This is a genomic window from Gordonia jacobaea, from assembly GCF_965344965.1.
GTDB classification, from domain to species: domain Bacteria; phylum Actinomycetota; class Actinomycetes; order Mycobacteriales; family Mycobacteriaceae; genus Gordonia; species Gordonia jacobaea.
On record NZ_CBDRLS010000007.1, the window covers coordinates 1 to 13751 of the forward strand.

Annotated in this window: 14 protein-coding genes; 8 read left to right on the forward strand and 6 right to left on the reverse strand. The window is 64.3% G+C overall.

All coding sequences use genetic code 11. The features are described 5' to 3' along the window. From ACRVY7_RS20455 to ACRVY7_RS20465, 3 genes are read right to left on the reverse strand one after another with little or no spacing between them, the layout of a single operon-like run. Positions 1-894: a DUF5996 family protein gene (locus tag ACRVY7_RS20455; RefSeq protein ID WP_431818436.1), complete on the reverse strand. Its 894-nt coding sequence runs from the start codon at positions 892-894 to the stop codon at positions 1-3. Between the two features lie 59 nt (positions 895-953). Continuing rightward, positions 954-2039: a DNA polymerase domain-containing protein gene (locus ACRVY7_RS20460; protein ID WP_431818437.1), complete on the reverse strand. Its 1086-nt coding sequence runs from the start codon at positions 2037-2039 to the stop codon at positions 954-956. 1 nt (position 2040) lies between these two features. Then, positions 2041-3096 (reverse strand): ATP-dependent DNA ligase, encoded by a 1056-nt coding sequence (locus ACRVY7_RS20465; protein WP_431818561.1) that lies wholly within the window; start codon positions 3094-3096, stop codon positions 2041-2043. Positions 3097-3640: 544 nt separating this feature from the next. On the opposite strand from ACRVY7_RS20465, the gene gluQRS reads away from it, so the two are divergent. Beyond that, complete coding sequence (gluQRS, locus tag ACRVY7_RS20470) at positions 3641-4576, forward strand: tRNA glutamyl-Q(34) synthetase GluQRS (protein ID WP_431818438.1); 936 nt, start codon at positions 3641-3643, stop codon at positions 4574-4576. A gap of 19 nt (positions 4577-4595) precedes the next feature. Here the strand turns inward: gluQRS and ACRVY7_RS20475 are convergent, their stop codons facing one another. Beyond that, positions 4596-5621 carry a hemolysin family protein gene (locus tag ACRVY7_RS20475; RefSeq protein WP_431818439.1) on the reverse strand — a complete coding sequence of 342 codons (1026 nt, stop codon included), beginning with the start codon at positions 5619-5621 and terminating at the stop codon, positions 4596-4598. Continuing rightward, positions 5614-6963: a hemolysin family protein gene (locus ACRVY7_RS20480; RefSeq protein ID WP_431818440.1), complete on the reverse strand. Its 1350-nt coding sequence runs from the start codon at positions 6961-6963 to the stop codon at positions 5614-5616. Before ACRVY7_RS20480 ends, ACRVY7_RS20475 begins: the two co-directional genes overlap by 8 nt. Before the next feature lie 289 nt (positions 6964-7252). On the opposite strand from ACRVY7_RS20480, the gene ACRVY7_RS20485 reads away from it, so the two are divergent. From ACRVY7_RS20485 to ACRVY7_RS20505, 5 genes are all read left to right on the forward strand, one after another. Continuing rightward, positions 7253-8431 (forward strand): PucR family transcriptional regulator, encoded by a 1179-nt coding sequence (locus ACRVY7_RS20485; RefSeq protein ID WP_431818441.1) that lies wholly within the window; start codon positions 7253-7255, stop codon positions 8429-8431. A gap of 429 nt (positions 8432-8860) precedes the next feature. After that, positions 8861-9088: a hypothetical protein gene (locus ACRVY7_RS20490; RefSeq protein ID WP_431818442.1), complete on the forward strand. Its 228-nt coding sequence runs from the start codon at positions 8861-8863 to the stop codon at positions 9086-9088. Between the two features lie 475 nt (positions 9089-9563). Continuing rightward, the gene (locus ACRVY7_RS20495) at positions 9564-9860 is read left to right on the forward strand and encodes a hypothetical protein (RefSeq protein WP_431818443.1); all 297 of its coding nucleotides are present in this window, start codon (positions 9564-9566) and stop codon (positions 9858-9860) included. A 49-nt stretch (positions 9861-9909) separates the two neighbouring features. Continuing rightward, positions 9910-10116 carry a hypothetical protein gene (locus ACRVY7_RS20500; protein WP_270484742.1) on the forward strand — a complete coding sequence of 69 codons (207 nt, stop codon included), beginning with the start codon at positions 9910-9912 and terminating at the stop codon, positions 10114-10116. 50 nt (positions 10117-10166) lie between these two features. Next, a complete protein-coding gene (locus ACRVY7_RS20505) occupies positions 10167-11054 on the forward strand; it encodes a hypothetical protein (RefSeq protein WP_270484745.1) in 888 nt (295 codons plus the stop codon). A 20-nt stretch (positions 11055-11074) separates the two neighbouring features. Here ACRVY7_RS20505 and tgt read toward each other — a convergent pair whose 3' ends face one another. Further along, positions 11075-12328, reverse strand: coding sequence for a tRNA guanosine(34) transglycosylase Tgt (gene tgt / locus ACRVY7_RS20510; RefSeq protein ID WP_431818562.1), 1254 nt, complete (start codon positions 12326-12328; stop codon positions 11075-11077). A gap of 136 nt (positions 12329-12464) precedes the next feature. On the opposite strand from tgt, the gene ACRVY7_RS20515 reads away from it, so the two are divergent. Then, on the forward strand, positions 12465-12917 hold the full coding sequence (locus ACRVY7_RS20515; RefSeq protein WP_431818444.1) for a hypothetical protein: 453 nt from the start codon (positions 12465-12467) through the stop codon (positions 12915-12917). A 51-nt stretch (positions 12918-12968) separates the two neighbouring features. Further along, complete coding sequence (locus tag ACRVY7_RS20520; RefSeq protein ID WP_431818445.1) at positions 12969-13751, forward strand: MerR family transcriptional regulator; 783 nt, start codon at positions 12969-12971, stop codon at positions 13749-13751.

The window sequence follows — 13751 nt, forward strand, 5'->3', positions numbered from 1 at the left end:
CTAGGGCCACTCCCCCAGGCTGGATTCGACGTCGAACGTCGACTGCAGGAACTCCCGGAGACTTGCATCGGAGTCGTCGGCGGTCCGAACGGCGGTGTACGGCAACAGGAATTCGCCGAGTGTGGTGTCGTACGACGCCGCGGCGGGGTGCACCTTCGCGTCGGGGTAGCCCTCGTAGTCGGGATACGAGTAGGAGTAGAAGGCCCCCTCGTCGGCCCCACCGGGCCAGAACCCGGCGCTGGAGACCTCCTCGCAATAGGATTCGACCATCACTCGCTCCGGACAGTTGGGGACGACGCCGGAGAACAGCGGAGCGGGACGGCCGGAGAATCTGGTGACCGCGAGATCGAATGAGCCCCAGAAGAAGTGGACCGGGCTGCACTTGCCGCGCCACTTTCCACGGAACTCCGCGAAAACGCGCTGCGCGCTGACCAATTGGTGCCAGAAGAGCTTCACGGCATCGGCGTCGTACGAGGCGTGCTTCGTGTCCTGCGGAAACGGGATCGATTCGGCCACTTCGACGGGGCGGTCGTAGATGGGGACGCTGATGCCGAGCGATTCCAATTGTGCCAGATAGTCCGCGTAGAAGTCGGCAGTGGTGCGCGGCTCGAGACGTACCTGTCGCCGTTCGCCTTTCGTCGTCGTGATGTCGAGGACGTGGTCGGCGAAGTCGAAGACGACCTCGACGCCGTAGCCGTCGTAGGGCATCAACGACGTCGTGAGACCCACCGAGTTCACATACAGCGCGACCTGCCACCAATGATTCTCATTCGGGGCCAACGCCATTCGGGTCTTTCCGACGATCTGACTCCACATGTGCACTGTGTCGCGGGTCTGCTCCCAGTCGGACACACGAAGCTCCGGCCATGATTCGAACGTTGCGGTTGTGGTCATTCGCTACTCATTCCCTTGTGCGACGCCGCGTTTCAACTGCACGACGCCGGATTCGACGCTCAGTTCGGACCGATCCTGTTTCCTTCCTCATCCCAGTGGGCACCCACCTTCTTGCTTGGCTGCACACGCGGAGGCTCACCCGGCATCTTCGGGTAGCTCGGTGGGTAGGGCATGTCGCCGAGACCTTGTGCGTCGTCGCGCTCGACCATCTCCAGCAGTGGTTCGAGGCCACGACGATGCGCGGAGATGTCGGCCATCGGATCACCCCGTCGGGCAACGAGTTCCGGGACGCTGCGCATGGTGCAGTCATCGGGATCGACGTCGGCGAGCTCGGCCCAGGTCACGGGAGTCGATACGCGCGCGATTGCGTTGCGTCGCACCGAATACGGCGCGGCCATGGACCGGTCACGTGCGTTCTGGTTGAAGTCGACGAAGATCCGCTCGCCGCGATCCTCTTTCCACCACGAGGTGGTCACGGCGTCAGGGTCTCGACGCTCCAGTTCGCGTGCGAGCGCGATGCCACAGCGTCGGGTCGCGATGAAGTCCCAGCGCGGCTCGATGGGGATGAACACGTGAATTCCCCTGCCACCAGACGTCTTTGGGTATCCGACGTAGCCGAGCTCGTCGAGTAGCGGAGCAAGGAGGTCGACGGCGACGCGTCGAACGTCGTCGAAGTCGGTGCCGGGCTGCGGGTCCAGATCGATGCGCAGTTGGTCGGGATGGTCGTTGTCGGCCGCGACGGTCGGCCAGGTATGGAACGTCACGGTTCCGAGGTTGGCCGCCCAGACGATCGACGCCGGGCTCGTCGGACGCAACGCATCCCCGGTTCGGCCAGAGGGGAACGTGATTCGCGTCGACTCGACGAAGTCGGGCCGCTTCTTCGGTAGGTGCTTCTGGTAGATCTCGTCGCCGTCGATGCCATCGGGGAAGCGCTGCAGGAATGTCGGTCGATCACGGAGGGCGACGAGGAACGGACCGTCGGCACCGTCGTCGCGCGCCTGTGCGATTCGCTGATAGTAGCCGACGAGATCTCTTTTGCGGCCGCCGTTTTCGCCGAGCTCGGGAAAGTAGATCTTGTCGGGGTTGCTCATCCGGACGGCAACACCGTCGACGTCGAGTTCCTCGGCGGGCGAGCGGGATGCCATATCAGCCGTCTCCTTCGAGCACATCGTGAAGGTCGTAGGTCACCGGGACGTCGAGTTGGTCGTAGCCGCAACTCTCGGGATCACGGTCGGGCCGCCATCGCAGGAACTTCACGGTGTGCCGGAATCGGTGGTTCTCCATCTGGTCGTAGGCGACCTCGGCGACGAGCTCGGGTCTGATGGGTATCCACTCGCCCGACTTCTCTGATCGCCAGCGCGTCGGCTCGCCCGGTGCGGGCTTGTCGGGATCGGTACGCATCGGCGCGAACATCTCTTCGAGTTCGATTCGCTTCTTGTCGGTGAACGCTCCTGCGCCGCCGACCATGTGAAGGTCTCCCGAATCGGTGAAGAGGCCCAACAACATCGAGCCCAGACCGGTTCCGCTCTTGTGCACCCGGTAGCCGATGACCACACAGTCGGCCGTGCGCTTGTGTTTAACCTTCAGCATCTCGCGCTTGCCCTCGACGTATGGCGAGCCGAGCCGCTTGGCGACCACGCCGTCGAGGCCTGCGCCCTCGAATGCCGAGAACCAGGTGCGCGCGGTGTCGGCGTCGGCGGTGACGCGGCTGACGTTGAACCGCCTGCCCGGCTTGTGCGCACCCACCGCCTCCACGAGCGTGTCGCGGCGTACGGCGAAGGGCTCGTCGACGACGCTGCGGTCGCCGAGTGCGAGCGCGTCGAATCCGATGAAGATCGCGGGTGTCTTCTCGGCGAGCATCCGCACGCGTGAGTCGGCGGGGTGAATGCGCTGCGCGAGCGAGTCCCAGTCGAGACGGTGCACGCCATCGATGACGGACGGGACGCCGACCTCGCCGTCGAGCACCACCTTGTCGGGGAGTTCGGCGCGCGCGGCGTCGACGATCTCGGGGAAGTAGCGCGCGAGGTCTTTGCCTCCGCGCGATCCGATGTAGACCTCGTCGCCGTCGCGAAAGACCAACGCACGAAAGCCATCCCACTTGGGTTCGTAGGACCACGACGGCTCACCGTCTGGTTGTTCCGGCACCGCTGAGACAGCCTTGGCGAGCATCGGCGCGACGGGAGGCATGACCGGTAGGTCCACCACCCCATACTCCCCATTGCACGACGATCCCGCAATGAGCCGCGCGTCCCGCGCTGGTCCAGCGTCGCCCCGCTGGTCGAGCTTGTCGAGACCCCCGCTGGTCGAGCTTGTCGAGACCACCGCCGGCCGAGCGTCGCCGCTGGTGATTTCGACTCGGCAGCTCGCTGCGCTCGCGGCCGCTCAATCAGCGGAGAGGCCCCACCCGCTTGGCGAGCCTCCCCCGCTGGTCGAGCGTCCTCCCGCTGGTCGAGCTTGTCGAGACCACCGCCGGCCGAGCGTCGCCACTAGTGATTTCGACTCGGCTGCTCGCTCCGCTCGCGGCCGCTCAATCAGCGAAAAGGGCCCACCCGCTTGGCGAGCCTCCCCCGCTGGTCGAGCTTGTCGAGACCACCGCTGGCCGAGCGTCGCCGCTGGTGATTTCGACTCGGCAGCTCGCTGCGCCCGCGGCCGCTCAATCAGCGGAAAGAGCCCACCCGCTTGTCGAGCCTCCCCCGCTGGTCGAGCTTGTCGAGACCACCCACCGGCGGCGGTAGTGTCGTCTCCGATGTCCGCACACGAACCCGCAGCGCGGCCGGCGCTTCCTGCCGGGCGGTACGCGCCGTCGCCGTCGGGCGACCTGCACGTCGGCAACCTGCGCACGGCCGTGCTCGCGTGGCTGTTCGCCCGCACCTCGGGCCGCCGGTTTCTGCTGCGCATGGAGAACCTCGATCGCACCGCAGTGGGATCCGATCAGCGACAGATCGACGACCTGCACGCCCTCGGGATCGACTGGGAGCCGCCGGTCGTGTACCAGACCGACCGGCTCGATCGGTACCGCGCGGTGATCGATGACCTGACCATGCGTGGCCGCACCTTCGAATGCTTCTGCACCAGACGCGAGATCCTCGAAGCCCCGTCGGCGCCGCACTCCCCACCGGGCGCTTATCCCGGGACGTGCCGACACCTCACCGCAGAGCAGCGCGAGAGCAAGCGCGCGGCCGGGCGTCCACCCGCGATCCGGATCGTCTCCGACGTCGACGAGTTCGGTGTCGTCGACATCCTGCACGGCGAATACACGGGAGCCGTCGACGATTTCGTCATCCAACGTGGCGACGGCACGCCCGCATACAACCTCGCGGTGGTCGTCGACGACGCCGAGCAGGGTATCGACCAGGTGGTCCGCGGCGACGACCTCTTGTCGTCCGCCCCACGCCAGTCGTACCTTACGACGCTGCTCGGGCACACCCCGCCCGTCTACGCGCATGTCCCGATGGTGCTCAACGACAAGCAGATTCGCTTGTCGAAGCGCGACGGAGCTGTCACGCTCGCCGACCTCGCCGCGCGCGGCGTCGACACCGCAACGGTTCTCGACCACATTTCGGCATCGCTGCAGCTGGCCGAGCCCGGCGAACATGTCACCCTCGACGACCTCGCTGAACGCTTCGATCCGACGAAGCTCCCGACGCAGCCGTGGATCCTCACCGAAGACGAATGGACCTGAGAGGCACTCACATCCGCGCTCAGGACGCGGTCGTCAACAGCCTGTCGAGCAGATCGTCGAGAGTCAGCACGCCGAGCACCTCGTCGCCAGCAGAGACCAGCGCGATATGTGCACGCTTGTCGCGCATACGCGCCATACCCTCGTAGGCCGGCAGCTCGGCAGGCAGGATCAACACGTCTCGGGCAAGGTCGGCTGCCGTGACATCGGCAGCCGCATTGAGACTGTCTCGGACGTGCACCACACCAATCACCGAGTCGCGGGTCAGGTTCTCTTCTGACCCACCGCGCACGACGAGCAGTCGAGAGTGCCCCGTCTGACGCGAAACCTCTTGAATCCCAGCAGGAGAAGCATCCGCGCGAACACAGTCGAGTGCGCCGTCGCCGACGACGTCGCCCACCGCGAGCGCCTCCGTGGCCAACGCCGCACTGAGCCTGTTGTGATACTCGTCGTCGAGCATCCCGGTCTCGGCGGAGTGGTCGACGAGTTGGCGCAACGTGGCCGAATCCTGTCCGGACGACACCTGGTCGACTGGCTGCACGCCAACGCGACGCAGGCACCAGTTGGCGAGTTGGTTGAGCACGACGAGCACGGGGCGCACCACCCACATGAAGGCGCGCATCGGAATCGCCAGCAGCACAGCCGATTTCTCCGGGTGTGCGATGGCCCACGACTTGGGTGCCATCTCGCCGACGACCAGGTGAAGGAAGGTCACGATGATCAGCGCGAGTATGAATCCCGCGACGTCGGCGATCCACAGCGGCGCGCCAAGTGCTTCGATTCCCGGCGTGATCCAGTGATGCACAGCGGGTTTGGTGACCGCGCCGAGCGCAAGAGTGCACACGGTGATGCCCAACTGCGAACCGGCCAGCAGCACAGACAGTTCCGACGAGCTGCGTAGCGCGGCTCGCGCGGCACGACTGGTCTGTGCGGCATCTTCGATGCGGTGCCTGCGAGCGGCGATCAGCGCGAACTCGACGGCGACGAAGAACGCGCTCGCCGCGATCAACGCGACCGTGACCGCGAGTACGACCCAGGGGTTACTCATGGGCGTCTCCGGACTCGGTGATGACGAGGTGGACGGTCGCGGGCACGCGGCGCCTGACCTGTGTCACCGTTGCGGTCACCGTCGGAGCGGCGACACCGAAAGTGGCGTCGGCAAGCGGCAATTCGACGCTGTCACCGACCTGCGGCAGTCCGCCCGACGTCGAGATCACGAGTCCGCTCAGGGTCTCGTAGTCGCCTTCGGCCACCTCGTGTCCGATCACTCGCGACACCTCGTCGAGGTGCGTGTCGCCACGTGCGAGCCAGCCGTCGTCCGTCAGCTCGATCGGTTCCGACGACGTCGTATCGTGCTCGTCATCGATCTCGCCGGTGATCTCCTCGGCGATGTCTTCGACGGTGATGATGCCCGCGATTCCGCCGTATTCGTCGATCACGACAGCCATCTCGTCATCTGAGCTGGTGTCGAGGCGTTCGAGCACCGCCGGAAGCGGCAACGTGGTGGGCACGATCGCAGCGGGTCGCGCGAGATCGGCTGCGGTAAGGCTCGTTTCGTCGAGTCTTTCGAGCAGATCGTGCAGGTGCACGATCCCGACGACGTCGTCGGGGTTCGTTCCCACGACGGGATATCGCGTGTGCCCCACCGCCATCAGGTCGCGAACCTCCGACAGCGAGGTATCTGCTGCGACGAAGTCGACGAGGGGCCTGGGCACCATCGCGTGCTCCGCTGTACGAGTGGGAAAGTCGAGGACACGATCGAGGAGCGTCGACAGTTCGGCAGGCAACTCCCCGACCTCGCGCGACTCGGCGACGATGTGCTCGAGGTCACGCGGTGACGCGGAGTGCTCGACGTCGTGCACCGGCTCGATGCGCAGCGCTTTGAGCAGAAGGTTCGACGCGGCGTCGAACAGCGAGATGACCGGACCGAACACCTTCAGGTAGATCGACGTCGAGAGTGCGAGTCGACGCGCAACCGGCTCGGGGCGCGCGATCGAGAGGTTCTTGGGGAACAGTTCGCCGAACACCATCTGCACGACCGTCGAGAACAGCACGGCGAGCACGGTGCCGATGGCCACGCCAACGGCTACCGGGATGCCGACGTCGCCCAACAGTTCGCCGACGCCACTGCCGATCAGCGGCTCGGCGACGTAGCCGACGAGTAGTCCGGTCACGGTGATGCCGAGCTGTGCACCCGAGAGCATGAACGAGGTTCTGCGCGTCACCGAGAGTGCGCGGGCTGCCGCGGCGTCGCCGTCTGCGGCGCGGGCCTTGAGTCGCGACCGGTCGACCGCCATGTACGCGAACTCCTGCGCCACGAAGTAGCCGGTCAACGCGGTGATGGCGAAGACGACGAGAATTCCGATCACGATTCCGAGGAGGATCATCATGCGATCACCTCGTCGCGGACCGTCGGAACATGAACCGACGTGTCAGGAGTTGTGAATGCCCCCGAGTGGGGGCTGGATCGTCGAGGTTTCCGTTTTTTGCGCCGAGCGCGGTTCATCGTGTCTTTCTGTCGGGAGTATTCGAAGCTGGAACGTCAGAGTTCAGGATACGTCAATGTCAACGAAACGGACATCGCGATGGTTCCCGGTCTACAGGACCGACCTCGAGGCCAAGCCCCAATCCCACTTCGGTCTCCTACAGTCGCGGCGCTGCAGCGTTAACGTTTGTGTCGTGGCGTCGCGTGAAATCGACAACCAGATCGCCGAACTCGGTGGACTTCTACAGGCTCAGGTGGATGACCTTGCCCTACTCGTCGTTGCCGCGATCCACGCCGAGGTCGAGTTCTATCACGCAGACAACGCCGTTTCCGGCGACTCGCTGTTTGCTTCCGCCCGCGACAATTTGAGTCACGTTTTCCGCTCGCTGGAAGGCACCACGGGGCCCGATCTGTCATCGGCCGTCGAGATCGGTCGACTCCGGGCGGAGCAGGGGGTGCCGTTGGCGTCCGTGATGGACAGTTTCCGAATTGCCGCTCACCAGATTTGGCAATCCCTGAGTGAAGCGATCGCAGGTATGTCAGCCGACGCAGCCTTGGCACTTGCTGCGACCGAGAAGATCTGGTCTGCCCAGGACTCCTACACGGAAGCGATGTCGGGGGCATATCGCGATCACGCCACAGCCCGTGCGATCGACGACGAAGCAGAACGCGCTGCGCTGGTCGAGGCGCTGCTCGAGGGACACCACCTGGCGGACTACACACGCTGGGACATCGCGCGCATGCTGGCGATCCCGGCGCAGGGACCCTATGTCGTCGTCGCGGCGCAACCGCCGATGCCGGGCCGGATGCCACTACCCGATATTGCCGGACGTCTGCGAACGGTCGACGTCTACTCGGCGTGGCGACTGCTGCCGGACGTACACATCGGGCTGGTGCACGTTGGCTCGCGGAACGCACATCGCAAGGTTGTCGAACTACTCGGTCGGGTGGCGAACACTGCGGTGGGGGTGAGCCCACAGTTCGACGATCTCACCGACACCGCCGTCAGCATGCGCTACGCACGGCTGGCCATGCAGTCAGTTCCCTCGGGAATGCTGGTCAAGGAGTTCGACGACTCGGTGCTCGGTGTTGCTGCGGTCAGCGCACCGGATGTGACGCGCAAGATCGCCGAGGTGATCCTCGGCAAGTACGACTCGCTGCAGGACGCCGACAAGGAGTTGTTGGCAGCCACGTTCCGCGCGTGGATGCTCGCCAACGGCTCTGTTGATGACGCGGCGGAAGCGCTCTCGTGTCATCCGAACACGGTCCGTTATCGTCTGCGCCGGATCGAGCAGGTGACACAGAGGTCTCTTCGCGTGCCAAAGGAATTGACGGAGTTGTGTCTGGCATTCGAAATCGCGGACCGACTCTGATACGAGCGGTCGTGTCGAGAAGTCGCGGGCACGATCGAGGCGTGCCCGCGCAGCGCGGCCAGCTGCATCTTCCGTTGTGGCGGAAGACAATATAGATCCAGGGATTTCGGATTCGCGGACGTATACGACGCTGGATGGCGGTCGTTAGCATTCTGTGGCAGCCGACGCTCCGCGTGCGTGCACTTGGCTGCTGAGACAAAGCCGCCGCGCTGACAAATCGAGAACTCTCTTTCGGTCTTGCGCAACGAACATTTTCACGACCCGCGGAAGGCACGATTGAAAGTGACTGCTGCTGCAGTGGTATTGGCTCCGCTGGCGGTGTTGATCTTGCCATTCGCTCTTGACTGGTACCACCGAACCGTCGTAGGGGAAACCCTCGACACGATCGATTCAAGAAGTGCGATCTGCACTACGGAAAGGCTGTCGATCATGGATGCACAGTCGGAGAATCCGTCCACCCTGCAAGCGAGAGTGTTCCTGGGCGAGTTCGAAATGCTTGCCGCAGCGTTGATCAAGCAACTCGACGCCGTCGATGTGCCGGCGAGCGAGAGGCGGGCACTGCTCACCGAGCTGTTCAACGTGCGCGCTCAGATAAACCGGCTTCAGGCGGCGTACCACTTCCCTGTCGACGACCGGCCCGCGAAGTCACCGCAGTAGGAGCAGATACTTGTCGGCCGACTCGGCCCCAAGCAAGATACCCGCTTGGTCGGCAATAAGTGATATGAGCCGATCGTCGGCATGTGATTTGTATTGGCGGACAAGGGAATCTGATGATCTTTAGGACCTTTGACCTACCGCAACAAAGTCCGACGAGCGTAGTTTCACTAGTGCATGGGAGTTACGCACTCACCGACGACAGCAACCGACGATCGAGAACCCGGATCGGGGTTCGATCGAGTTTTGACCAACCTGCGAAGTCGAAAGGTAAGACATGTCAACTAATTCAGAATCTACAACTGCCAGCGAGGTCAACAGTGACACGTTGGTTGATGTACGCCTGGACGACCTGCGAAATTTCATCAACAGATTTCTCGACTCCGTGGCCTCAGCCGAGAGGGAGAATCATGAGCAGGTGCAAGCCCGCATTGCCGAGGCCGCCGAAGCAACCGAGAGGGTAGCCGGGGACCTGAAGGTGAAGAGTGATGCGGCCACCGCCGCGGTGACCTCGCATTGGCAGTCATTCACAGATGCGTTGTCGGCCAAGAAGGCTGAGGTTGACGCGCAGATCACCGAGCGCGCTCAGGAGCGTGACGTCCGCCGTGCGCAGGAGGCTGCGGATAAAGCCGAACGCATTGCCGACGACTCGGTGAGCGTTGCACGGATCGCGATTCAGAACGCATGGGTGGCCGTACTCGACGCCATCGACGCCGCACTCTATGCCAAAGATCTCACGGACCCATCAGACACCCCGGTGGGCAAGGACGCCTGAGGATTCCTGGAAGGACATCATGAGTATGAATAGAATTGTGATCGCTGCCGTGGGCATCGCACTCGTGGTCGGCGCGGTGATCTTCAACAGCAAGCGGCGCACGGTCGATGCGACCACCCTGGAGATCCAGGACGCGATGAGCGGACTCGACCCGGTGTCGCGGGCGGCAGTGATCGCCCGATTGGCCGCTGACAAAAAAGCACAGTGGGACGACAAGACAAAACTGGACGAAGAGACACAGCTGGACGAGAAGTAGCGACCGACGGGAAGCACCGACTGCGTACGGAGTGATATCGACATGCACCAGTGAGTGAGCAGCGCGAGCGGATGGATCGCGAGCGGATCGATCCACAGAGTCGATTCGCGGAGCGCCGTCGTCGACTGCATGAGGCCCGGTCGGGTCGGATCACGACGGCGATCGCCGATCGGTTCACCGAGATCGACGGCGGTACCGCAGGCACCCTCGTGTCGGTCGAGCTGTTCACCACGGTGATCCCGTTGATCATCCTCGGATTCGGATACTTTTCCGGGTTCGCCTCCAACGCCAGCCCGGGAACGGTGTTCATCCGGGAAACCGGGCTACATCACCCGCTCGACGACCAGGTGCGCGAGGCCTTCGGTAACTCCGCAGGATTGCGATCGAGTTGGACCATATTCGGCGTCGCGGGTTTCCTGGTCTGGGGAATCCCCATGTCGATCACCATCGCCGCCATCTTCGGAAAGGCGTGGCGTCGGGAACAATTCGGAATCGGCCAACGTCTCCTCCGCGGCGCCATCTGGTTCCTGCTGTACCTCGTCATGCTCGCCACGCGCGAATGGCTGACCTACACCGTCGGCGCCGGCACGACCACACACGCGCTGATGTTCGTCGTCGGGCTGATACCGGTGTGGATCTTCTGGTCACTGACCCCACCGCTCTTGGTCCGCGACGGGGGTCGAGGTCTGCGCTATCTTCTCCTGGCCGGGTTAGCCGGGGTTGCCGTCGATGGTGTCGTCCTGCCACTCGCCTCGCGAGTCGCGTTTCCGGCGCTGCTTTCCGGCTGGAACGGATTCGGCCCGATCGGGGTGGCCATGACGCTGATCCTGTGGTGCGGGGTGATCGGTGTCGGATGGGTGGTCATCGCATGCGTCGGTGCAGTCTTCTGGGAACGCATCACGCCGGAACACACGGTCCTCGAGTCGCAAACGGCCTGATCACCCGGCCGTCGCGCGGCTCAGTCGTTGCGATTGCCCGCGTAGTACCGGCCGAGGAATTCGTCGCGGTAGGCGTAGTAGTCGCCGGACTCGATGGCTCTGCGCGCGCCGTCGACCATCTGCACGACGAAGGCGACGTTGTGCAGTGTCGCCAGCGTCGCGCCGAGCCCCTCCTTCGCCTTGAACAGGTGGTGCAGGTAGGCGCGCGAGTACTGCGAGGTGTAGTTGGTGATCTCGGGATCGAGTGATCGGAAGTCGCTGCGGTATCGCGCGTTGGTGATGTTGTAGCGGCCGTCGAGCGAGTAGATGGCGCCGTTTCGCGCGACCCGCGTCGGCGAGACGCAGTCGAACGTATCGGCGCCGTTCTCGATCGCGGTGAAGATGTCGTCGGGCTCGCTGATGCCCAGTAGGTGCTTCGGCTTGTCTTCTGGCAGTTCAGAATTCACCCAGCCGACGATCGTGCCGAGATTGGCCTTCTCCAAGGCTCCTCCGATTCCGAAGCCGCCGAAGCCCTTTCCGCCGGAATCCTGGTCGCGCCGCGAGAGTTCGGTCAGGTCGCGGGCCGCCTTGCGTCGCAGGTCCTCGTACTGAGCACCCTGCAGCACACCCCACAGCGACTGCTGAGGTCGATGGCCGCGCTCGACGGAAAGCCGATTGTGTTCTGCCAGACAGCGAATCGCCCACTGCCGAGTGCGTTCCAGTGAATTCTCCTGGTAGCCACGGGTGTTCATCAGCGTGGTCAGCTCGTCGAACGCGAAGATGATGTCGGCACCGAGTTGGTGCTGGATCTGCATCGACAGTTCGGGCGTGAACCGATGCGACGACCCGTCGAGATGCGATTTGAAGGTGACGCCGTCGTCGTCGACGCGGGAAAGTCGTTCGCGCCCTTCGGCGATCTTCTCGTCGTCCTGCTCGCCGGTCACGTCCATCGAGATGACCTTCTTGAAACCCGTGCCGAGCGACATGACCTGGAACCCGCCACTGTCGGTATAGGTGGGACCCGACCAGTTCATGAAGGCGCCGAGGCCGCCCGCGGCGTCGACGATCTCGGGTCCCGGCTGCAGATAGAGGTGATAGGCGTTGGCGAGCACGGCCTGCGCGCCGAGCGCGGCGACCGCCTCGGGTAGGACCGTCTTGACCGTCGCCTTGGTTCCGACCGGCACGAATGCGGGTGTGTGGATCTCGCCGTGCGGCGTCGTGATGACCCCGGTGCGGCCGAGCGAACCGTCGAGTCGCGTGCCCACCGCGTAGGAATGGTCGGGACGCAGGTGCAGACCGGTCGGGTTGGTGTCGGGAGCGTCGATGCCGGGCGGGGTCACCGACCGATCTTCGCAGGTCGAGCGGCCTGAGCTCAAACCAGCTTCCGACGAGGCGTGCTGACGCGAAGCGCGGATTCGCTACGGTGAGTCCATGACGCGCGGAACGAACCTCAAGGTACCCACCCGTATCGTGCTGGCCTGCTGCGGCGCCCTCGGAGCTGCGTCTCTGGTGCTGACCGGCTGTGGCACCGAACAACAAGCCGACACGTCGAGCACAGCGGCGACGCAGGTGAGCAGTTCGACGAGCCCCGTCGTGGTCGGCGGCCCCCGCCCCGGAACACCGACCACCTCCCTACCCCCGGAGACCGCCGCAGGCACCAAGGAGTGCGACAAGATCTCCGGACCCGACGGCGCGCTGACCGTACAGATTCTCGCCGGCGACGTGAGCTGTGCCGACGCCATGACGCTCGCCAAGTCGTACGGACCCAAGATTTCCAGTGGTGAGCCGCAGGACGTCGACGGCTGGTCGTGTGCCCCGGCTACCGGGAACGGCCTGCTTGCCGCGTGCGAGAAGGGCTCGGACAGAGTTGGCTTCGCGCCGTAGCGCGCCCGCCGACTTGACCCTCACGCGACGTCAGGCAGCAGAGTCATCGGTGTGAGCGAAGGAAATGCCCCGTCGTCGGGCGACCTCACCGTCGGTGTGGTCGCCGGTCTCGTCGGTGTCAGTGTGCGGACGTTGCACCATTACGACCAGATCGGTCTGGTCACCCCGACGGGCCGCACGCCCGCGGGATACCGCGTGTACGACGACGCCGACGTCGAGCGCCTGCACCAGGTGCTGACCTACCGGGAGTTGGGTTTTCCACTCGAGCAGATCGCGACCCTGCTCGACGATCCGCACGCAGATGCGCTGGGCCACTTGACCACCCAGCGCGATCTGCTCAATGAGCGGATCGCTCGCTTGCACCGGATGGTTGCAGCAGTGGAGGACATGATGGACGCGAAGAAGTCAGGGATTCAATTGTCAGCCGCCGAACAGAGCGAGATCTTCGGCGACGATTGGCTACCCGAGGAGTACTCGGCCGAAGCGCAGCAGCGCTGGGGTGAGACCGAGCAGTGGACGCAGAGCCAGCAGCGAACGGCGCAGTTCAGCAAGGATGATTGGCGTCAGATCAAAGCCGACGCCGACGCCTTCGAGGCACGCCTCGCCGACGCGATGCGGCGCGGCGTCGAACCCGGTTCTGCCGAGGCCGACGACCTCGCCGAGCAACATCGGGCGAGTATCGAGAAGTTCTACGACTGCAGCTATGAGATGCAGGTCTGTCTCGGCGACATGTACGTCGCCGATCCGCGGTTTGCCAAGCACTACGACGACGTCGCGCCTGGTCTCGCGGTGTTTCTGCGCGACGTGATCCGCGCAAACGCCGAGGGTAAGTGA

Excerpts from the sequence above, each read along its gene's own strand:
- ACRVY7_RS20455 (WP_431818436.1), bottom strand. The coding sequence starts at position 894 with ATGACCACAACCGCAACGTTCGAATCATGGCCGGAGCTTCGTGTGTCC.
- ACRVY7_RS20460 (WP_431818437.1), bottom strand. The coding sequence starts at position 2,039 with ATGGCATCCCGCTCGCCCGCCGAGGAACTCGACGTCGACGGTGTTGCC.
- gluQRS (WP_431818438.1), top strand. The coding sequence starts at position 3,641 with ATGTCCGCACACGAACCCGCAGCGCGGCCGGCGCTTCCTGCCGGGCGG.
- ACRVY7_RS20475 (WP_431818439.1), bottom strand. The coding sequence starts at position 5,621 with ATGAGTAACCCCTGGGTCGTACTCGCGGTCACGGTCGCGTTGATCGCG.
- ACRVY7_RS20480 (WP_431818440.1), bottom strand. The coding sequence starts at position 6,963 with ATGATGATCCTCCTCGGAATCGTGATCGGAATTCTCGTCGTCTTCGCC.
- ACRVY7_RS20490 (WP_431818442.1), top strand. The coding sequence starts at position 8,861 with ATGGATGCACAGTCGGAGAATCCGTCCACCCTGCAAGCGAGAGTGTTC.
- ACRVY7_RS20515 (WP_431818444.1), top strand. The coding sequence starts at position 12,465 with ATGACGCGCGGAACGAACCTCAAGGTACCCACCCGTATCGTGCTGGCC.